This is a genomic window from Rhodococcus sp. 06-462-5 (assembly GCF_002258315.1).
Taxonomy (GTDB): Bacteria; Actinomycetota; Actinomycetes; order Mycobacteriales; family Mycobacteriaceae; genus Rhodococcoides.
Genome location: NZ_NOYD01000029.1, coordinates 14,638 through 33,750 on the forward strand (window position 1 = coordinate 14,638; position 19,113 = coordinate 33,750).

The 19,113-nt window shown below is 66.1% G+C and carries 20 protein-coding genes and 1 riboswitch; of the genes, 13 read left to right on the plus strand and 7 right to left on the minus strand.

The genetic code is table 11. The features are described from left to right. Nucleotide 1 precedes the first annotated feature (1 nt). On the minus strand, nt 2–481 hold the full coding sequence (locus CH251_RS15350) for a winged helix-turn-helix domain-containing protein (RefSeq protein WP_094613913.1): 480 nt from the start codon (nt 479–481) through the stop codon (nt 2–4). A gap of 162 nt (nt 482–643) precedes the next feature. On the opposite strand from CH251_RS15350, the gene CH251_RS15355 reads away from it, so the two are divergent. Then, nucleotides 644–1,159, plus strand: a complete 516-nt coding sequence (locus CH251_RS15355) for a GNAT family N-acetyltransferase (RefSeq protein ID WP_094614071.1) — start codon at nt 644–646, stop codon at nt 1,157–1,159. A gap of 12 nt (nt 1,160–1,171) precedes the next feature. Here the strand turns inward: CH251_RS15355 and map are convergent, their stop codons facing one another. Beyond that, on the minus strand, nt 1,172–1,945 hold the full coding sequence (map, locus tag CH251_RS15360; RefSeq protein WP_094613914.1) for a type I methionyl aminopeptidase: 774 nt from the start codon (nt 1,943–1,945) through the stop codon (nt 1,172–1,174). Between the two features lie 104 nt (nt 1,946–2,049). Here map and CH251_RS15365 point away from each other — a divergent pair, with 104 nt between their 5' ends. From CH251_RS15365 to fgd, 4 genes are all read left to right on the plus strand, one after another. Continuing rightward, the gene (locus tag CH251_RS15365; RefSeq protein WP_094614072.1) at nt 2,050–2,742 is read left to right on the plus strand and encodes a GNAT family N-acetyltransferase; all 693 of its coding nucleotides are present in this window, start codon (nt 2,050–2,052) and stop codon (nt 2,740–2,742) included. A gap of 69 nt (nt 2,743–2,811) precedes the next feature. After that, on the plus strand, nt 2,812–3,132 hold the full coding sequence (locus CH251_RS15370) for a hypothetical protein (protein WP_256979090.1): 321 nt from the start codon (nt 2,812–2,814) through the stop codon (nt 3,130–3,132). Next, nucleotides 3,129–3,461: a YidH family protein gene (locus tag CH251_RS15375; protein WP_094613916.1), complete on the plus strand. Its 333-nt coding sequence runs from the start codon at nt 3,129–3,131 to the stop codon at nt 3,459–3,461. The genes CH251_RS15370 and CH251_RS15375 overlap by 4 nt, the downstream gene beginning before the upstream one ends. A 64-nt stretch (nt 3,462–3,525) precedes the next feature. Further along, nucleotides 3,526–4,539 carry a glucose-6-phosphate dehydrogenase (coenzyme-F420) gene (gene fgd, locus CH251_RS15380; RefSeq protein ID WP_094613917.1) on the plus strand — a complete coding sequence of 338 codons (1,014 nt, stop codon included), beginning with the start codon at nt 3,526–3,528 and terminating at the stop codon, nt 4,537–4,539. A gap of 12 nt (nt 4,540–4,551) precedes the next feature. Here the strand turns inward: fgd and CH251_RS15385 are convergent, their stop codons facing one another. Beyond that, entirely contained in the window at nt 4,552–5,064 is a 513-nt protein-coding gene (locus tag CH251_RS15385) for a nitroreductase/quinone reductase family protein (RefSeq protein WP_094613918.1), read from the minus strand. A gap of 60 nt (nt 5,065–5,124) precedes the next feature. Between CH251_RS15385 and pta the strand changes: the two genes are divergently transcribed. Together pta and CH251_RS15395 are read left to right on the plus strand one after the other, a co-directional pair. Next, entirely contained in the window at nt 5,125–7,248 is a 2,124-nt protein-coding gene (pta, locus tag CH251_RS15390; RefSeq protein ID WP_179273317.1) for a phosphate acetyltransferase, read from the plus strand. Then, nucleotides 7,245–8,426 carry an acetate kinase gene (locus CH251_RS15395; RefSeq protein ID WP_094613919.1) on the plus strand — a complete coding sequence of 394 codons (1,182 nt, stop codon included), beginning with the start codon at nt 7,245–7,247 and terminating at the stop codon, nt 8,424–8,426. The genes pta and CH251_RS15395 overlap by 4 nt, the downstream gene beginning before the upstream one ends. Here CH251_RS15395 and CH251_RS15400 read toward each other — a convergent pair. Genes CH251_RS15400 through CH251_RS15410 form a run of 3 tightly spaced genes read right to left on the minus strand, consistent with a single transcriptional unit; the run spans nt 8,423 to nt 13,114 of the window. Then, nucleotides 8,423–10,831, minus strand: coding sequence for a serine/threonine-protein kinase (locus CH251_RS15400; RefSeq protein ID WP_094613920.1), 2,409 nt, complete (start codon nt 10,829–10,831; stop codon nt 8,423–8,425). The two genes, CH251_RS15395 and CH251_RS15400, sit on opposite strands and share 4 nt — an antisense overlap. Before the next feature lie 10 nt (nt 10,832–10,841). Then, nucleotides 10,842–11,813: a glutamate ABC transporter substrate-binding protein gene (locus CH251_RS15405; RefSeq protein ID WP_094613921.1), complete on the minus strand. Its 972-nt coding sequence runs from the start codon at nt 11,811–11,813 to the stop codon at nt 10,842–10,844. Beyond that, the gene (locus CH251_RS15410) at nt 11,810–13,114 is read right to left on the minus strand and encodes a hypothetical protein (protein ID WP_256979091.1); all 1,305 of its coding nucleotides are present in this window, start codon (nt 13,112–13,114) and stop codon (nt 11,810–11,812) included. Before CH251_RS15410 ends, CH251_RS15405 begins: the two co-directional genes overlap by 4 nt. A 72-nt stretch (nt 13,115–13,186) precedes the next feature. Between CH251_RS15410 and CH251_RS15415 the strand changes: the two genes are divergently transcribed. Continuing rightward, nucleotides 13,187–14,023: an NUDIX hydrolase gene (locus CH251_RS15415; RefSeq protein ID WP_094614074.1), complete on the plus strand. Its 837-nt coding sequence runs from the start codon at nt 13,187–13,189 to the stop codon at nt 14,021–14,023. Here the strand turns inward: CH251_RS15415 and thiE are convergent. Further along, a complete protein-coding gene (thiE, locus tag CH251_RS15420; protein ID WP_094613923.1) occupies nt 14,020–14,712 on the minus strand; it encodes a thiamine phosphate synthase in 693 nt (230 codons plus the stop codon). The two genes, CH251_RS15415 and thiE, sit on opposite strands and share 4 nt — an antisense overlap. Nucleotides 14,713–14,758: 46 nt before the next feature. Then, nucleotides 14,759–14,872, plus strand: a riboswitch (TPP riboswitch). On the opposite strand from thiE, the gene thiO reads away from it, so the two are divergent. The 5 genes from thiO to CH251_RS15445 all read left to right on the plus strand — a co-directional run bounded on the left by thiO (nt 14,871) and on the right by CH251_RS15445 (nt 19,101). Next, nucleotides 14,871–15,923 carry a glycine oxidase ThiO gene (gene thiO / locus CH251_RS15425; protein ID WP_256979122.1) on the plus strand — a complete coding sequence of 351 codons (1,053 nt, stop codon included), beginning with the start codon at nt 14,871–14,873 and terminating at the stop codon, nt 15,921–15,923. (Overlaps the previous riboswitch by 2 nt.) After that, a complete protein-coding gene (thiS, locus tag CH251_RS15430; RefSeq protein ID WP_094613924.1) occupies nt 15,920–16,135 on the plus strand; it encodes a sulfur carrier protein ThiS in 216 nt (71 codons plus the stop codon). The genes thiO and thiS overlap by 4 nt, the downstream gene beginning before the upstream one ends. Nucleotides 16,136–16,139: 4 nt before the next feature. Beyond that, entirely contained in the window at nt 16,140–16,889 is a 750-nt protein-coding gene (locus tag CH251_RS15435) for a thiazole synthase (protein ID WP_094613925.1), read from the plus strand. Nucleotides 16,890–17,353: 464 nt separating this feature from the next. Beyond that, a complete protein-coding gene (locus tag CH251_RS15440) occupies nt 17,354–18,331 on the plus strand; it encodes an ABC transporter ATP-binding protein (protein WP_094613926.1) in 978 nt (325 codons plus the stop codon). Next, complete coding sequence (locus CH251_RS15445) at nt 18,331–19,101, plus strand: ABC transporter permease (RefSeq protein WP_094613927.1); 771 nt, start codon at nt 18,331–18,333, stop codon at nt 19,099–19,101. The genes CH251_RS15440 and CH251_RS15445 overlap by 1 nt, the downstream gene beginning before the upstream one ends. Nucleotides 19,102–19,113: the final 12 nt, after the last annotated feature.

Below are 19,113 nucleotides of genomic sequence, written 5' to 3' on the forward strand. Positions count from 1 at the left end.
GTCAGGCGCTCCGCAGTACGGTCGGGTCGGTGATGACGCGGATGCCCGGCTCCGGGTCGAACCGGTAGCCGGCACCGCGGACGGTGGTGATCAGCCGGCCGAAGTGACCGAGCTTGGTTCGCACACGAGACAGGTGAACGTCGACGCTGCGACCGCCGTCCGAGGTACTCAACTCCGACCTCCCGACGACGACGCGTGGGCGCTGCGCTAGATACGCGAAGATCTCGAACTCGGTGTGGCTGAGGCGCACACTCTTGCCGCCGACGATCACGTCGCGAGCCGGCAGGTCGATCACCAGAGGAGCGTTGAGTTCGTTGACCCGCACGTCGAATCGGGTGAGGATCTTCGCATGCGGGGCATAGCTTTTCGCTGCGCCACGAAGGGCATCGGCGAGTGCGTGCAGTTGTGGGCGGGTCAATCCCTGCAAGGACGACGTGCCCGAGTCCGAAATGCGGAGGACGACTGTGGCTTCGGTGCTCATAGCTGGTTGTCTCCTGTGACGAACGTGCGCTGCAGAACTGGGTCGGATGGTCAGCGTGGGCAGTGACAGTTCTCGTTCACAGTCACAGAATGATCGATGGGGTGAGGTTTCGTCAGGGATGCGCTCACCGTGATTGCAACGGTTGACCGGAGGATCTCGCGCATGTTGCGATCAGGCGTGACCGACGCACTCCACCCTTGCACCGACCTCATCACCCGTTCCGTCGACTGGGATCATCCCGACGCCGACGCTCTCCGGGCCGAGATGGCCGCCGAGGTGGGTCCTCGCTACGCAGATCGCGCTGCCCTGATGGCGAAGACCCAGGCCAATGCCGTCGACGAGGGCACGGTGCACCGCACGTTCGTCGTCTACCGCCGCGATGCCGAGGGGGTCGAGCAGGCGGTCGGCCATGCGGCACTGCGGTGGAACGGGCTCGACCTCGAGCTCAAACGAATGTTCGTCCACATAGACCACCGTGGAACAGGCGTCTCGACGGCACTGCTGGTCGCCTCGGAGAACGCGGCTCGTGAGCAGGGACTGCCGCGGCTGATCCTGCAAACCGGAGACCGTCAGCCCGACGCAGTGAGGCTGTACGAGAAAAGCGGTTACACCCGTATCCCGGTGTTCGCGCCCTACGAAGTGCTCCCGTTCTCCAACACCTTCGAGAAACGGTGGTGAGTCGATCGACGGTCAGAGCTTGGGCAGGGTCATGATCTCGGCACCGTCGTCGGTGATGATCACGGTGTGCTCGCTGTGAGCGGTGAGGCAGCCCGTCGTACTGCGCAGAGTCCAGCCGTCGGGATCGGTGACGAGTTCGGCGGTGTCCTCCATGACCCACGGCTCCAGTGCCAACATCAAGCCCGGGCGTAGACGGTAACCACGGCCGGGACGTCCGGAGTTGGAGACGTGGGGATCCTGGTGCATCGTCGAGCCGATGCCGTGGCCGCCGAACTGCATGTTGATCGGGTACCCGGCAGCGCTGAGCACCGTGCCGATGGCGTGGGAGATATCGCCGATCTTGTTGCCCGGTCGAGCCGCTTCGATTCCCGCGGCCAGCGCGCGCTCGGTGGCGTCGATCATCTCGAGGCTCTTGGCGGGCTTGTTCTCACCCACGACGAAACTGATGGCCGAGTCCGCTGCGACGCCGCCGAGGATCACGGCCAGGTCCAGAGTCAGCAGGTCGCAGTCGCCCAGCGCGTAGTCGTGCGGAAGGCCGTGCAGCACAGCATCGTTGACGGAGGTGCAGATGTAGTGACCGAACGGACCGCGGCCGAAGGACGGCGCGTAGTCGACGTAGCAGGACGTCGCCCCGGCTCCCTCGATGATCTCCTTGGTCCACTGATCGATCTCGAGCAGATTGGTGCCGACTGTGGCGCGTTCGCGGACGGTCCGAAGAATTCCGGCGACCAGGGCTCCGGATTCGCGCGCGAGGGGGATCTTGGTGGGGGGAAGGATTTCGATCATGTGGTGCCTTTCGACGTATGCCGAACAACGATACCGGTATAAGTATTGGTGTCGAGTCCGACGGCGCGCAAAGCCGTGTGTCGGTTCGTGCGACGCTGTCTGTCGTGTCTGCTCATCCTCTCGACGACCCCGTTCGTAATTCCCTCGAGGGCTCGCTCTCGCGGTTCGCGGTCCGGCGTGGGCGGATCGTGCGGGCCGATCCCGAGGTGTCTCCGTTCCTGGTGCACCCCGACGTGCTCGAGTCCCAGGACTGGGACGACATCGCCGCCCTGTTCGGGCCACGCACCGTCGTAGGGCTGAACGGTCCGGAACGCGCACTGCCCGAAGGGTGGTCGCAGGTGGAAACATTCGGCTTGGTGCAGCTGGTCGGCACGCATCTCGAGACGCGGCCCTTCGCCGAGGCGGTCGAGCTGACGGCAGCGGATGTCCCGGAGATGCTCGACCTGGTCGGCCGCACCGAGCCCGGACCGTTCCTGCCCCGCACCATCGAACTCGGCACGTACCTCGGTGTTCGACGCGATGGCGTGCTGAACGCGATGGCGGGCGAGCGCATGCACCCTCCGGGGTGGACGGAGATCAGCGCGGTCTGCACCGACCCGGCGTTCCGCGGGCAGGGGTTGGCCACCGACCTGGTTCGCGCGGTCGGTCACGGTATTCGCGCCCGCGGTGAGGAGCCGTTCCTGCATGCGTCGGACGCGAACGTCCGCGCCATCGAGCTCTACTTGTCCATCGGGTTCGAGTTGCGCCGAACCTCGCACCTGACGTTGGTCCGTACGCCCGCGCCGAACCCGAGATAGGTCTCGAAATTCGCTGTTGCGTGCTCCGATCTCGAAGACATACCGTTACCTATGCGAATAAAAGGAGACGTGATCTACGACGACGGGCTGGTCCGTCTCGACGAGGCAGGCGTCACCCTGAGGTACTACTACTTTCCCTTCGCCACGAAGAAGTTCGTGCCCTACGACAGGATTCGCGCCGTCGACACCGCCGTCCTCGGCAATTGGAACGGGCGGTGGCGGCTGTGGGGTGCGCCCTGGATCGATCAGTGGCTTCCGCTGGACGTGATGCGTCCCAAGAAGGACACTGCAGTGGTGCTCACCCTTCGCCGCATCTCGCCGGTTTTCACCCCCGACGATCCGGACCTGGTTGCTCATCTGATTCGCGAGCGCATGGCCGTACGGCAGTGACGCGCCCCGACGAGCGGTTCACGCTCGCCAGTGAACGCACTTTCCTTGCCTGGCTGCGGACCTCGCTCGGGCTCCTGGCCGGTGGTATCGCAATCGTTCACCTGGTTCCGGATTTCAGCACGGGATGGGTTCGGACGACCCTCGGTCTGATTCTCATCGGCCTCGCGGCCGCGGCACCGATCATCGGTCTGCGACGGTGGATGCGCGTTCGAGCTGCCCTGGAGAACGGTGCGCCGATGCCCGAGTCGCGGGATCTGTGGATCTTCGCCGTCGGTATCGGCGCGGTGGCGGTGCTGGCGGCGGTGGTCACGGTTCTTGGGATCCAGTAGCGCGCTGCCGACGGCCGAAGGTGCACAATCGAGGAACTAGGACGACCAACGACAGGAGTTCGGCGTGGCGCAGGGTCTCAAGCTGGGGTACAAGGCATCGGCGGAGCAGTTCGGACCGCGGGAGTTGGTCGAGCTCGGTGTGCTGGCCGAGCAGCACGGTATGGATTCGGCGACGGTCAGCGACCACTTCCAGCCGTGGCGTCACGAGGGTGGCCATGCGCCGTTCTCGCTGGCCTGGATGACGGCCGTCGGTGAGCGAACCAGCACGATCCAGCTCGGCACCTCGGTGCTGACGCCGACGTTCCGCTACAACCCGTCGGTCATCGCGCAGGCGTTCGCGACCATGGGCTGCCTGTATCCCGGACGCATCATGCTCGGTGTGGGTACCGGTGAGGCGCTCAACGAGATCGCCACCGGGTTCACCGGCGAATGGCCGGAGTTCAAGGAACGATTCGCGCGCCTGCGTGAGTCGGTGCGGTTGATGCGTGAGCTGTGGCTCGGCGACCGCGTCGACTTCGAGGGCGAGTACTACACGACCAAGGGCGCGTCGATCTACGACGTTCCCGAGGGCGGCATCCCGGTCTACATCGCCGCAGGCGGACCAGTGGTGGCGCGCTACGCAGGACGCGCAGGCGACGGATTCATCTGCACGTCGGGCAAGGGCATGGAGCTCTACACCGACAAGCTGCTTCCCGCGGTGGAAGAGGGCGCGGGCAAGGCCGAGCGCGACGCCGGTGAGATCGACAGGATGATCGAGATCAAGATCAGCTACGACACCGATCCGGAACTGGCGCTGGAGAATTGCCGCTTCTGGGCCCCGCTGTCGCTGACGCCGGAGCAGAAGCACTCGATCGACGATCCGATCGAGATGGAGAAGGCTGCCGACGAGTTGCCGATCGAGCAGGTCGCCAAGCGGTGGATCGTGGCATCGGATCCGGACGAGGCAGTGGAGAAGGTCAAGCAGTACACCGATGCGGGCCTGAACCACCTGGTGTTCCACGCACCGGGCCACGATCAGAAGCGATTCCTCGAACTGTTCGAGAAGGACCTCGCGCCGCGCCTGCGCAAGCTCGGCTGACTCCCGACGAGATCAGAGATCGGCCGTGAGGGCGAACAATCGCATGTCGCGGTCGGTCCTGGTCTCGTACTCGCCGTACACCTCGACCATCGCGTCGAACTGGCGGTAGATGCGAGCCTTCTCGTCGCCGGTGATGCGGGTGGCGGTCACCGGAATTTTCTTGCCGCCGATGGCCACCACGGCCTTCGGGTCGGCGAGCAGGTTCGACGTCCACGCCGGATGGTGCTGCTGACCGAAATTGGAGCCGACGACGTAGATCTTGTCGGCCTCCCGGTAGTACAGCAGCGGGCTGGTCCTGGGCTTGCCGGATTTGCGGCCGGTGGTGGTCAGCAACACCACCGGGGCCGCGATCGGGCCGAGGACGGTGAAGCGGCCGTCGGATTTCGTCAGCAACCACCGGTCGACGCCTGCAAGGTTCCTGATGACCCACGAACCGGGCTTCGTCGACGCGAACTTCACGGCGGGCTTCCGGATGAACGAGGTTTCGCTGCCCCAGCGCACATCCGGGAACGGTGATTCGGCCATGGTTCATGGGACAACCCGACCGCGCCCGGTGTCAACACCGCAACCATTAAGCTGGCGGGCATGGCTGAGCCCAGCGGCACCGACGCGTCGGACATGTATCCCTCGAGCATCTACATCGCGTCACCGGAAGGGGACACCGGGAAGTCGACCATCGCGCTCGGTGTGCTGCAGATGCTCGCCGCGTCCGCGGCTCGGGTCGGGGTGTTTCGTCCTATCGCCCGATCCACCGACGAGCCCGATTACATCCTCGAGTTGCTCGTCGAGCACACCACCGCAGATCTGACGTACGAGCAGTCGCTCGGCGTCACGTACGAGCAGGTGCATGCCGATGCGGATTCGGCGCTCAGCGAGATCGTCAACCGGTACCACGAGGTGGCCGCTCAGTGCGACGCCGTGGTGATCGTGGGCAGCGATTACACCGACGTCGGCAGCCCCAGTGAGCTCGGTTTCAATGCCCGCATCGCCGTCAATCTCGGTGCCCCCGTGTTGCTTGCGCTGCGTGGGTCCGGTCGCACTCCCGACGAGATCGCGCAGTTGGCCACTCTGTGCCACGGCGAGCTGCGTCAGCACCATGCCCACCTCGCTGCGATCGTGGCGAACCGTTGCGCGCCGGACGATCTCGACGCGGTCACCGACGCATTGGCGTCGGTCGGCGTGCCTGCTTGGTCGCTGCCGGAGATTCCGCTCCTCGTCGCGCCGACGATGGCGGAACTGCTCGAGGCGGTGGACGGCACGCTCTACTCCGGTGACTCGTCGCTGCTGCAGCGAGAAGCATTGCGAGTCATGGTCGGTGGCATGACGGCCGAGCACATCCTCGAACGTCTCACCGAGGGCGTCGTCGTCATCGCGCCGGCAGACCGATCCGACGTGTTGCTCGCCCTCGTCAATGCCCATGAGGCGGAAGGCTTTCCGTCCCTCGCCGGCATCATCATGAACGGCGGCATCGAACCCCACCCGGCGATCGCCCGACTGGTGGCAGGGCTCGGCCCCCGGTTGCCGATCCTGACCACCGAGCTCGGCACCTTCGATACCGCCTCTGCTGCAGCGCAGACGCGCGGCCGCGTGGCGGTGGGCTCGCAGCGCAAGGTGGACACCGCACTCGGCCTGATGGAACAGCGGGTCGACGCGAAAACCCTTCTGGGGCGGCTCGACATCGCCATTCCCACCATCACGACCCCGCAGATGTTCGAGTACCAGCTGATTCACCGGGCCCGCGCCGACCGCAAGCACATCGTGCTCCCCGAGGGCAGTGACGATCGCATCCTCCGGGCTGCCGGACGTCTGCTGCAGCGTCAGGTCGCGGACCTGACGATCCTCGGCGAGGAAGGTCCCATCAGGCGACGTGCATCGGAACTGGGCGTCGACCTCGACAGCGCAACGGTTCTCGACCCCAAGAACTGCGACTACGCCGAGGACTTCGCCGCCGAGTACACCGAGCTGCGCAAGCACAAGGGCATGACGATCGACCGTGCCCGCGAGATCATGGCCGACATTTCGTACTTCGGAACAATGATGGTGCACAAGGGAATTGCCGATGGCATGGTCTCCGGTGCCGCGCACACCACCGCACACACCATCAAGCCGTCGTTCGAGATCATCAAGACCACCGAAGGCGTGTCGACGGTGTCGTCGATCTTCCTGATGTGCCTGTCCGATCGGGTGCTCGCCTATGGCGACTGCGCCGTCGTACCCGACCCGACCGCCGAGCAGCTCGCCGACATCGCCGTGTCCTCGGCACAGACTGCAGCCCAGTTCGGCATCGAGCCGCGGGTGGCCATGTTGTCGTACTCCACCGGTGAGTCCGGTTCCGGAGCCGATGTCGACAAGGTTCGGCAGGCCACCGCGCTTGTGCGCGAACGTAATCCGGAACTGCTCGTGGAGGGTCCGATCCAGTACGACGCGGCGATCGAACCGTCCGTCGCCGCGTCGAAGCTGCCCGACTCCGACGTCGCAGGCCGTGCGACGGTCTTCATCTTCCCGGATCTCAACACCGGCAACAACACCTACAAGGCCGTCCAGCGCAGTGCCGGTGCGGTCGCCGTCGGACCCGTTCTGCAGGGTCTGCGCAAGCCCGTCAACGATCTCTCGCGCGGTGCGCTGGTCGAGGACATCGTCAATACCGTCGCCATCACCGCGATTCAGGCACAGGGCATCGCGGCCGCAGCCGATCAGGAGGGCAAGTGAGCATCCTCGTCGTCAACTCCGGTTCGTCCTCGGTCAAGTTCCAACTGGTCGACCCCGGCTCGGGGGAGTCCGTGGCCAGCGGGCTCGTGGAGCGCATCGGTGAATCCGACGGCCGCGTCGAACTCGACCACCGAGGCGAGACCGTCGAACGAATCCAGCACATCGACGACCACGGTGCCGGTCTGGCCCTGGCCTTCGAGATGCTCGCCGACGCAGGCGTCCAACTGGAATCGGTCACCGCCGTCGGGCATCGCGTGGTCCACGGCGGGACGGTCTTCTACCGTCCGACGATCATCGACGACTCCGTCGTGCAACAGATCTCCGATCTGAGCAACCTTGCACCACTGCACAATCCGCCGAACGTGCTGGGTATCGAAGTCGCCAGGAAGCAACTGCCGAACGTGCCGCACGTGGCAGTGTTCGACACCGCATTCTTTCATTCCCTGCCCGACGCGGCCGCGACCTACGCCATCGACGCGACCGTTGCTGCCGAGCACGACATCCGGCGCTACGGCTTTCACGGCACCTCGCATCGGTACGTGTCCGAGCAGGTGGCGCAGTTCCTCGGACGCGATCTCGCCGACATCGACCAGATCGTGCTGCATCTGGGCAACGGTGCCTCCGCTTCGGCAGTCGCGGGCGGCAAGGCGGTCGACACCTCGATGGGACTGACCCCACTCGAAGGTCTCGTGATGGGTACCCGCAGTGGGGATATCGATCCCGGCGTGATCATGCACCTGCGGCGCAGTGCAGGCATGAGCGTCGACGACATCGACGACCTGCTCAACCGTCGCTCCGGCCTGATCGGACTGTCCGGGGTCAACGACTTCAGGCAACTGCAGAAGCGGATCGACGACGGGGACGCCTCGGCACGCCTGGCGTACGACGTCTACATTCATCGTCTGCGCAAGTACATCGGCGCGTACATGATCGGGCTGGGCAAGCTCGACGCCATCACGTTCACCGCCGGTGTCGGCGAGAACGCCGCAGCGGTGCGTGCGGACGCCCTGGCGAATCTCGAGGGCTTCGGCATCGAGATCGACGCCGAGCGTAATGCGCTGCGCAGCAAGCAGGCTCGGGTGATCTCGACCGACTCGTCCACCGTCACGGTGTTGGTGGTGCCGACCGACGAGGAGTTGGCGATCGCTCGCGCCGCCGATGAACTGGTACGCGGCTAGAACAGCGAACGCGGCCTGATCGCGTTCGCCAGATCCACCAGCGAGAAGCGGTGGGCGCGATCGGTGGCGTTGCGGGCCAGTGCGCGTAGGCCCTTCTCGGTGCCGCGCCGCAGCCCGTCCTCGGTGAACGGGACGCTGAGAATGGGTTCTCGTTCGGCTGTCGCAGCGTGGCCGGAGACGATCCAGTCCAGGGCCATCGCCAGCACCAGCGTGCGCATCTGCAGCGCCCGGCTCTCGGCCTTGGGTAGCAACGCCACTCGCCGTGCCGCAGAACGGAAATCGGCCTCGGACAGCTCGGCTCGCGAGCGATCCATCAGCAACGTCAACACGCTGGTCATGCGGGCCATGGAGTAGTGTCGCGAGCTGATCGGCACCTGATCGAGCGCGGCGATGGCACCGGTCTGATCGCCGCGGCGCTGCAACTGCCTGGCCAGGCCGAACGCGGAGCTGACGATGCCACGATTGGTTCGCCACACTGCTCGGTACAGGCCCTCGGCGCGGGCCCGCCACTTCTCGGCTTCTTCTTCGTTGCCCGCGGCCACATGCCCGAGTAGTTCGGAGGTGGCTCCGAGAGCGAGCTTGGGTGCCAGTTCGCCGGGCATCGCACCGAGAACGTTGTCGAAATTGGTGAATGCAGAGTCGTATTCGTGGTGCAACAGCGCGATCAGGCCCGCGTACCACTGCACTCGCCACGGGTCCGCGGTGTGGTCGGTCGACTGCACCTTGGCCAGAATGTCGGTTGCGTCGACGACGTTCCCGAGATCCAGGTGGGCCTTGACCTCGGCCAGGGTGATCTCGAGACTCAGTTCCACCGGACTCGAGGAGCCTGCGGAACGGTTCGATTCGGCTCCGGCGGTGACGCGTTCGATGCCGTTGCGTTTGGCGTGCTGCAGCGAGTCCAGGGTCTGTCGAGGTTCGACGTGTACGGCCGCCGCCAGCAGCGGTGCGCTCGGGTCGTTGGGGTCCACGAGCGGAACCGGAAGCGCGGCAACCACTTCGGCTGCGGTCATTCGTTCGTGGCGTACCGTGCCGTCCACGTAGGTGTCGGTGCGGCCCACCGACTGCTCGGTGCCGAACGTCGTACGCGGCGGGCTGAACACCGTCGATAGTCCCGGCCGCTCGACACCTGTCCTGATGGCCAGAATCTCACGCAGCACCCCGGTGGCCTGCCCGGCGAATTCGTCCGCGGATCGGAACCGCCGAGTGGGGTCCTCGTGCGTCGCGCGCAGCAGCAGTCGATACAGCGACGGAAACTGCTGTAGTACCTCGGATTCCTCGGCGGAGGGGAGCCCGTCGAGGTACTTGCCGTTCTTCGACGGCATGTCCAGCGTCAACACTGCGAGCGTGCGGCCGACGGTGAAGATGTCCGACGCCACCGTCGGTCCCGTTTTCACGATCTCCGGTGCCTGGTAGCCCACCGTGCCGTACAGGTAGCCGTAGTCCTCGATGCCCGCGACCGCGCCGAGGTCGATGAGTTTGATCTGGTCGTCGGAGACCATGATGTTCTCCGGTTTGAGATCGTTGTAGACCAGCCCGATCGAATGCAGATAGCCCAGTGCCGGAAGCACTTCGAGAACGTAGGCCAGCGCCTGCTCGACGGGCAGACGGGCACCGTCGCCGCAGGCGGTGAGGATGTCGCGCAGTGAGCGGCCGCCGACGTATTCCATCACGATGAAGCCGACGGTCGACCCGTCGCTGCGGGGTTGCTCGACGAAGTTGTAGATCTTCACCACGCCGGGATGGGCGACCTCGGCGAGGAACTGCCGCTCGGCGACCGCGACGGCGTGGGCCTCTTCGTCCCCGAAATGCAGCAGTCCCTTGAGGACCACCCAACGGTCGCTGACGTTACGGTCGATGGCGAGGTAGATCCAGCCGAGCCCACCGTGTGCGATGCAGCCCTGAACGTCGTACTGGCCGACCACGCGATCGCCCGGCTCGAGCAACGGAGTGAAGTCGAACGTGGCACCGCAGTGCGGGCAGATACCCATTGCCACGTCGGGCTCACCCGGTTCACTGCGGCCGACCTTGGCATTGCACTTCCAACAGAACCGTTTGTGCTGCGGCACCGTCGGATCCGACATCACGGCAGTGGCGGGATCGATCGGTTCGACGCGAGGCACGTCCACCAGACCGCCACCGAGTCGACGCCGAATGCCGGTGCTGCGCGATCGACCGGATCTCGACCGACCCGTCTTGGAGCGAGTGGAAGCGGACTGTGACGCGGTGGATGTCGGGTTCCGATCACCGACCGATGACCGCGATACGGCCTGAGTACGCTCGACGCCGTCCGTTCCCGAGACTGCTTGCGTTCTCGACACTGCCCGGGTGCGTTCGCTGTCGTCGGCGCGCGAGACCGCCTGCGTTCGCTCCGCCGGGGCCGTGGGCTGCTGTTCGTCGTCGTCCATGTCCGGGCCCCTAATCGCTGTACGTCGCGCTGGGCGGACCGGGAGAGGGGCCGAGCACCGTCAGCCATCGGTCGTAGATGCGATTCCAGGTGCCGTCGGAGCGGATGCGTGCCAACGTCCCGTTGACGAAGCGCACCAGATCCTCGTTGTTCTTGTTGATTCCCACCCCGTACGGCTCCGGGCTCAGGCTGTCGCCGACGATCTCGAGGTAGGGATCCTGAGCGGCGAGGCCGGCGAGGATGGCGTCGTCGGTGCTGATGGCGTCGACCTGCCGTTGCTGCAGCACCACAAGGCAATCCGACCACATCGGTACCGTCACCACGGTCGCGGCGGGCTGGACGCGTTGAAGGCGTCGCAGCGAGGTGGTGCCCTCCACGGCGCATACTCGCTTGCCCGCCAGGTCCTCGACACCGCGGATGCCCGATCCCTGCACCACCAGAACACGGTGCTGCGCTTGGAAGTACACGGTGGAGAACTGCACGTCCTTGCGGCGAGCGCACGTGATGGTCATGGTCTTGACCACCATGTCCACCGAAGAATCCTGCAGAGCTTCGAGCCGCTGTGCGGAGGTGAGGATGCGAAAGTCCAACCGATTCGGATCGCCGAACAGGTCTCGTGAGACTTCCCGTGCGATGTCGACATCGAACCCGACCAACTGGCCGGTCATCGGATCGCGGAAGCTGAAAAGGTTGCTGCCCGTGTCCAACCCGACGACCAACCGGCCTTTGGCGCGCAGCGCGTCGAGTGTCGGTTGTGGCGGCGGTGGAGCATCGGTGCCTACCGTCAGCGGTCGCAGGCTGGCGGTGGGGCGTGCGCACTCGTCGTCGGCCGGGCTCTCGGTGGGCCTGGCGGCGACGGACGCGCCGTCCGGTAGCGGCGGTTCGGTGAACGTCGTCTCCGCTTGCGGCGGAGCGTTGTCCGGCGTGGCGCAGCCGACCACGAGCGCGGTGACCAGAATGCCGACGGCGAGCAGACGTTTCACAGGTACTCACGCAGCCTCGGGAACAGGCCGACACCGAAGGCGACCGACGCGAACACGGTGAGCACGTATGCGCCGTTCGACAGTCCGGACAGCACCCACACCGATCGGTCGATGTTGGAGCGCAGTTCGCTTCGCGCATTCTCGATTCCGTCGACCAGAACGCTGTCCAGCGCGGTGAACGCGGCCGCCGAATCGGACTCGCCGGTGCCGGTGGCAATGGAGACCGCGCCGTTGAAATCGCCGACCTCGAGTGCGGAATCGATCCTCGAGTGCGAGACCGACCACGTGTTCAGTGCATCGATCACCGCGGTATCGCCCTGGAACATCTCGGTCAGCCGAGAGACGTTGGCGTCGAACGATTCTCCGTAATCCTGACCGCCGCCGCGACGGGCGAGGTCGAGTGTCTCGTCCGCTCTGGCCTGTTGCGCCAGAATGAAACCCGTCGTGTAGGACTTCAGCGGGGACACTCCGCGGTCGATCGCGCGATCGGTGGCGATCGAGGAAATCAGTCCCACCACCAGCATCCAGCCGAGCAGTCCGGCGACAGCGACTGTGGCAGTGAGGAATCCGACGTTCAACGTTCGGCGAGTGGTTCGCGACAGGTACCACTGGGCCAGGCCGGTCATCAGCAACAGGAACACCAGCGAGCCGATCGCGAACAGTGGAGGGCTGGTGAACCGTTCCTGATCGGCCGAGACCCGCGACGCCTGTTCGGTGTACAACTTCTCGGCCAGCGGCAGCAAACTGGACTGCATCATCGTCGACGCCTCGCCGAGATACGCCGCGCCGACCGGATTTCCGCTGCGGTTGTTGGCTCGCGCAGTCTCGACCAGACCGCTGTAGACCGGCAACCCAGCGGCGATCTGCGTGAGCACCGCGCTGGTGGCCGCGTCGTTCTCGGTCACCCCGGCCGAGGCCGCGATCAGCTCGGACGACGCCTCGCCGAGCGCCTGCGAGTAGCGCTCGCGTACCTCCGCCGGCTCGAGACCACCGGCGATGAACGCGGTGGCCGCGGCCGCGTCGGCCACCGACAGAGCCCCGTACAGATTCTGTGCCGAGTTCGCGAAGGGCTCGGTGCGCACCAACAGGGTGCCGAGGGTGTCGACCCGATCGTGCACGGCCGTGGACGCGAGATTCCCGACCGTCAACGCGAGCACCACCAGCGCGATTCCCATCGCGACCAACCGTGCAGGCGTCGAACGCATCGTGTAGCGAACCGGTGGCTTGCCTGCAGCGACACCGACGTGCGTAGCCGTTGTCGGGGGGACGGCAGCGGAGGGGGTAATACCGGCCGCGATCACGCACCCGAGCATATAAGCAGGCGGACCGTACTGCAGCCACTACAGGCAGGTGATTCACCTAGGGTGGTGAGCATGCGTGGTGACGGTGACGGCTGGGTGATCGGCGAGAACGGCACACGGCACTGGGGAAAGCACGGAGCCGCCGGACTGTTGCTGCGTGCACCGTCCGACGCAGGCGAGCCGATGGTGTTGCTGCAGCACCGTGCCCTGTGGAGTCACCAGGGCGGAACCTGGGCACTACCCGGCGGAGCCCGCGATTCCCACGAGAGCACCGCGCACGCCGCGGTGCGCGAGGCCCACGAAGAAGCCGGCATCACGGCCGACCAGCTCAGTGTTCGCAGCGAGCGCGTCACCGCGAGTGTCGAGAGCGGCTGGTCGTACACCACCGTCGTCGCCGATACCGATCATCCGTTGACCACCGTGCCCAACGGGGAGAGCACCGAGCTGCGCTGGGTGCCGGAGTCGATCGTCGACGAACTCCCGTTGCACCCGGGCTTCGCGTCCAGCTGGCCTTCGCTGCGCACCGTGCCGCTGCGGGTGCTGCTCGACACCGCCAACGTGCTGGGGTCCCGGCCGAATGGATGGTGGAAGGACCGCGCCGGATCCACCGGTGCACTGCTGACCTCGCTCGCCGAGACGCTGCCGCGGACCGTCGAACTGCCCAGCGGTCAGTACGGCTGGCTCACCCGCATCGACGCCGTACTCGAAGGCCAGGCCCGCGACGCCGTGGTCGACGACCCCCGCACCCGGACGATTCTCGCCGACGGCAGTGGCGACGACACCTTGGCCGAGCAGGCCGACATCGACGGAGACCTGACCGCGCTCGTCACCGCCGACCGCGGACTACGCGACCGGCTGCCGGAATCGGTGCAGGTCCTGACGCCGTCCGCGGTACTGGGTTGGCTCTAGGCCTGCAGCGCCTGCACCAACGAACGGGCGGCGGCCTGCGGGTCCCGCGCCTCGGTGATCGCTCGGACCACCACGATACGATCGGCACCGGCCGCTCGAACCTCGTCCACGTTGGTCGCGTCGACGCCGCCGATCGCGAACCACGGCCGTTCCGGCAGCGCGTCCGCGGTCGCCCGAAGAGCTTCGAGTCCCGCGGCCTTGCGATTGGGCTTGGTGGGCGTCGGCCACACCGGCCCGACGGCGAAGTAGTCGACGCCGTCCTCGATCGCGGCGAGCGAGGACTGAGCGCGGTTCTGCGTCGAGCGGCCGATCACCACGTCCGGCCCCAGGATCTGACGGGCGTAGTGCACCGGCAGATCCCCCTGACCCAGATGGAGAACGTCGGCGCCCGAGGCCAACGCCAGATCCGCACGGTCGTTGACTGCCAACAGCGCACCGTGCCGCTTGGTCGCGGCGAGCAGAATCGCCAGCGCCGCGAGCTCGTCCTTGGCCTCGAGGGGACCGAACTCGCGCTCGCCTGCGGAGTTCTTGTCGCGCAGCTGAATGATGTCGACGCCACCGGACAACGCGGCCTCGGCGAACTGCGCGAGGTCGCCCTTGTCGCGCCTGGCATCGGTACACAGGTACAGGCGAGCGGACGCAAGACGCTCACGGGGAGTCTGGTTGCGGGCGGTCTGAGATGGATGCACAAAGCGAACTGTATTCTCATGGTGGCCGCCACCGACGACGGAGTAGCCGAGAAATCGCGGGAGTCCCGGGGATCGTGGGGCTGAGAGTGGGTTCGCCGCCCTTACCGTCAATACCTGAACCCGATCATGCGGGCGCAGGGAGTGAGGACGTGAATCGCGTGCATATCGTCGTAATCGGCGGAGGCGTCATCGGGTTGTCGACGGCGCTGCGCCTGTCCGAGGACGGTCACCGAGTGGTCGTGCACGATCCCGCGCTGGGTCGAGGCGCATCCTGGGTCGCAGGCGGAATGCTGGCCCCGCTGTCCGAGGGCTGGCCCGGCGAACACGAACTGCTGCACCTGGGCGCTGCGTCGTTGGCGCGTTGGCCGGACTTCGCCCGACGCCTCCCCGGCCCCTCGGTGTTCTCCGCAACCGGGTCGGTGACGGTTGCCCTCGACTCCGCCGACGCAGCCGACCTGCGAACCATCGCCGAATGGGTGGGTGAGCAGGGACACGAACTCGAGATTCTGGGACGAGCGCAGCTGCGCGAGCTCGAACCTGCTCTGGCACAGAACATTCGACTGGGTCTGCTGGCTCCGAGCGAACTGTCGGTGGACAATCGGGCGCTGATCGCCGCGCTCGAGCAGGGGTGCCTGGACGCGGGGGTCGAGTTGGTGACCACCCCGGTGGAGACCGTGCCCGACGCCGACCAGGTGGTCCTGGCCGCCGGTGCGCAGTCGGCCGCGTTGTGGCCCACGCTGCCGGTCCGGCCGGTCAAAGGCGAGATCCTGCGACTGCGCAGACGGCCGAGCGCCGCACCGCCACCATCGCGCACCGTTCGCGGAACCGTGCACGGCCGCGCGATCTACCTGGTACCGCGCGGCGACGGATTGGTCGTCGGCGCAACCCAATACGAATCCGGCCAGGACACCCAGGTCACCGTCGCCGGGGTGCGAGACCTCATCGCCGACGCCGAACGACTCATGCCGAGCATCGGCGAGTACGAGCTGTACGAAACCGCCGCCGGACTACGGCCCATGAGCCCGGACGGGCTACCGCTGATCGGCAGACTGTCTCCCCGGTTGATCGCCGCAACCGGACACGGCCGCAACGGCATCCTGCTCGCGCCCATCACCGCCGACGCCGTCGCCACGCTGATCTCCGGCGAGACGCTCCCCGAGGCGAAAGCAGCCGACCCCAACAGATTTCCGCAGATCGAGAGGACACCATGACACAGGTCGCGATCGGTATCACCGTCAACGGTGAGGACCACCTGCTCACCGAGGACATGACCATGCGTCGGCTGCTCGAATTCCTGGGCATGCCCGAGAAGGGCATCGCCGTCGCCGTCGACGGAGCGGTACTGCCCAAGAGTCGCTGGGACAGCACCAGCGTCGAAAAGGGTTGGACCATAGACGTTCTCACCGCCGTGCAAGGCGGTTGAGGGCATGACGGGATTGACCATCGCAGGCCGCACCTTCACCTCCCGGCTCATCACCGGCACCGGCGGGGCGGCGAATCTCGCGGTACTCGAGGAGGCCCTCGTTGCGTCGGGCACCGAGCTGACCACCGTCGCGATGCGTCGCGTCGACGCCGCCGGTGGGACGGGAGTGCTGGATCTGCTGCGCCGGTTGAACATCGCCCCGTTGCCGAACACCGCAGGCTGCCGCGGCGCGGCCGAAGCAGTTCTCACCGCGCAACTCGGCCGCGAGGCACTCGAGACCGACTGGGTGAAACTCGAAGTGATCGCCGACGAGCGGACCCTGCTGCCTGACGCCATCGAATTGGTCAAGGCCGCAGAACAACTCGTGGACGACGGCTTCCAGGTGCTCCCGTACACCACCGACGACCCGGTACTGGCCAAGCGGCTCGAGGACATCGGCTGTGTGGCCGTCATGCCGCTCGGCTCACCCATCGGCACCGGCCTCGGCATCTCCAACCCCCACAACATCGAGATGATCGTCGACGCCGCATCGGTTCCGGTGATCCTCGACGCGGGCATCGGTACCGCCAGTGACGCCACCCTCGCGATGGAACTCGGCTGCGACGCGGTGCTGCTCGCGACCGCGGTGACCCGGGCGAAGGATCCGGCGCTGATGGCGTCGGCGATGCGGAACGCGGTGGCGGCGGGATACCAGGCCCGACATGCCGGCCGCATCCCGAAACGATTCTGGGCGCAGGCCAGCTCGCCCATGTGAGTGGTAATTCGTAGCAGGGGTCGAACTTCCACGCACATGGAGCGCTGCGGCACCTCTTGTGACGTCCTCGTGTCCGGCAAACGCGCGCGCTTTTGCGAAACGCGCGCGGAATAGTGGCGAATACGATGCGATTCCGCGCGCAACTGGCAAACGCGCGCGCGTTTGCGACCGCCTGCCGCCCGCTCGACCGCGTGCCACCCCTGCGACCGCGTGCCACGGATGTGACCGCCGCGTGCTGCGTATCTGGCAAACGCGCGCGCTTTTGCGAAACGCGCGCGGAATAGTGGCGAATACGATGCGATTCCGCGCGCACCTGACGAATGCGCGCGCGTTTGCGGCGGCGCCCCTGTGACCCCGCGCCCATCTGACCGACTGTCTCAGGGTGTGTGTCATCCGAAAGGATGATGGAGAAGGCGACTGTGGGTCGATGTGCAGACCCTTGTCGGTGGGGGACAGTTGTACCCATGATCGAAGTGACAGGACTGACCAAGCAATACGGCGCGGTGACGGCGGTCGACAACCTCACCTTCACCATCAGACCCGGCATCGTGACCGGCTTCCTCGGCCCCAACGGCGCAGGCAAGTCGACGACCATGCGGATGATCCTCGGCCTCGACCGCCCCACCAAGGGAACGGCGACCATCGAGGGCAAGAACTACAGCCAACTCAAGCAGCCACTGCGTACCGTCGGCGCACTGCTCGACGCCAAATGGGTGCACCCGAACCGTTCGGCGCGTGCACATCTCGAGTGGATGGCGGCCTCCAACGGCATTCCGAAGTCGCGCGTCGACGAGGTGCTGCGTCTGGTGGGCCTGTCCGAGGTGGCCAAGAAGAATGCGGGCGGGTTCTCGCTCGGTATGTCGCAGCGGCTCGGGCTCGCCGGCGCGTTGCTCGGTGACCCCAAGGTGCTGCTGTTCGACGAGCCGGTCAACGGACTCGATCCCGAGGGCATCGTCTGGATCCGAAAGTTCATGCAGCGCTTGGCCGCCGAGGGGCGCACGGTGCTCGTCTCGAGCCACCTGCTCTCGGAGATGGCGCAGACTGCAGAGCATCTCATCGTCATCGGACGCGGCAAGTTGATCTCCGATTCCTCGGTGCAGGAATTCATCGACCACGCCTCCGAGGCATCGGTGCGCGTCCGCAGCCCGCAGCTCGACGGTCTGCGCCAGGCGCTGACCACGGCCGGTCTGACCGTGCGTGAGCCGGACAAGACCGACGAACTTCAGCCCTCGCTCGTGGTGCTGAACTCGACCACCGACGCGATCGGCGACATCGCCGGCCGAGCCGGAATTACGTTGCACGAGTTGGCCTCCCAGCGAGGTTCGCTCGAGGAAGCATTCATGAAACTCACCGGAGACACAGTGCAGTATCACGGCGCGGGAGCCGACACTCCCAACACTCAGCAAGCAGGTCCTCAGCAAGCGATGGGCGGTGCACTCTGATGGGCGTTCTGGCAGCAGAGAGAATCAAGTTCACCTCGACCAAGTCGCCGTGGTGGTGCAGCGCGATCATCGTGGTGCTCGGTCTCGGGTTCGCGGCCATTCTGGGTTGGGCTGCGAAGTCGGCCCTGAGCCTCGACGCGCCCGACGGTATTCCGCCCACAACGGCTTCCGACGTCGTAGGACTCGGAGTCGGCACGTTCGGTTCGATGGTGCTGATGATCCTGGCCGCGTTGACCGTGACCAGCGAGTACCGGTTCGGGCTCATCCGCACCACGTTCCAGGCGGTGACCAACAGGGGATCGGTGCTGGCCGCGAAGGCTCTGCTGGTCGGCGTCTACGGTGCCATCCTGTCGTTCGTTCTCGCCGTGATCGGGCTCTACCTGGCGAAAGCTCTCGCCGGCGAGCAGGCGGGCGTATTGCTGGGGTTCGACGTCGACGGAACGTGGCGCATCCTCTACGGCACCGCCATCCTGGCGTTCTTGCAGGTCGTTCTGGCGATCGGCGTCGGCGCTCTCATCCGGCAGTCCGCAGGCGCAATCGCCATCCTGCTGCTGTGGCCACTGCTCATCGAGAACCTCGTCGGAGTGATTCCGAATGTGGGCGACAAGATTCAGCCGTTCCTGCCGTTCCTCAATGCCAATCACTTTCTCGGCTCCAGCGGCGGAATCGACTTCCATTGGGGCCCGATCGGCGGACTGATCTACTTCGTCGCGTTCACCGCGGTGATCTTCGGGGCAGCGGTGTTCGTCGTCAATCGTCGGGACGCCTGACGCCACTCGCCG

Coding starts and splice junctions, on each gene's coding strand:
- CH251_RS15350 (WP_094613913.1), bottom strand. CDS start 481: ATGAGCACCGAAGCCACAGTCGTCCTCCGCATTTCGGACTCGGGCACG.
- CH251_RS15355 (WP_094614071.1), top strand. CDS start 644: ATGTTGCGATCAGGCGTGACCGACGCACTCCACCCTTGCACCGACCTC.
- map (WP_094613914.1), bottom strand. CDS start 1,945: ATGATCGAAATCCTTCCCCCCACCAAGATCCCCCTCGCGCGCGAATCC.
- CH251_RS15385 (WP_094613918.1), bottom strand. CDS start 5,064: ATGGCCGAATCACCGTTCCCGGATGTGCGCTGGGGCAGCGAAACCTCG.
- pta (WP_179273317.1), top strand. CDS start 5,125: ATGGCTGAGCCCAGCGGCACCGACGCGTCGGACATGTATCCCTCGAGC.
- CH251_RS15400 (WP_094613920.1), bottom strand. CDS start 10,831: ATGGACGACGACGAACAGCAGCCCACGGCCCCGGCGGAGCGAACGCAG.
- CH251_RS15415 (WP_094614074.1), top strand. CDS start 13,187: ATGCGTGGTGACGGTGACGGCTGGGTGATCGGCGAGAACGGCACACGG.
- thiS (WP_094613924.1), top strand. CDS start 15,920: ATGACACAGGTCGCGATCGGTATCACCGTCAACGGTGAGGACCACCTG.
- CH251_RS15435 (WP_094613925.1), top strand. CDS start 16,140: ATGACGGGATTGACCATCGCAGGCCGCACCTTCACCTCCCGGCTCATC.
- CH251_RS15440 (WP_094613926.1), top strand. CDS start 17,354: ATGATCGAAGTGACAGGACTGACCAAGCAATACGGCGCGGTGACGGCG.
- CH251_RS15445 (WP_094613927.1), top strand. CDS start 18,331: ATGGGCGTTCTGGCAGCAGAGAGAATCAAGTTCACCTCGACCAAGTCG.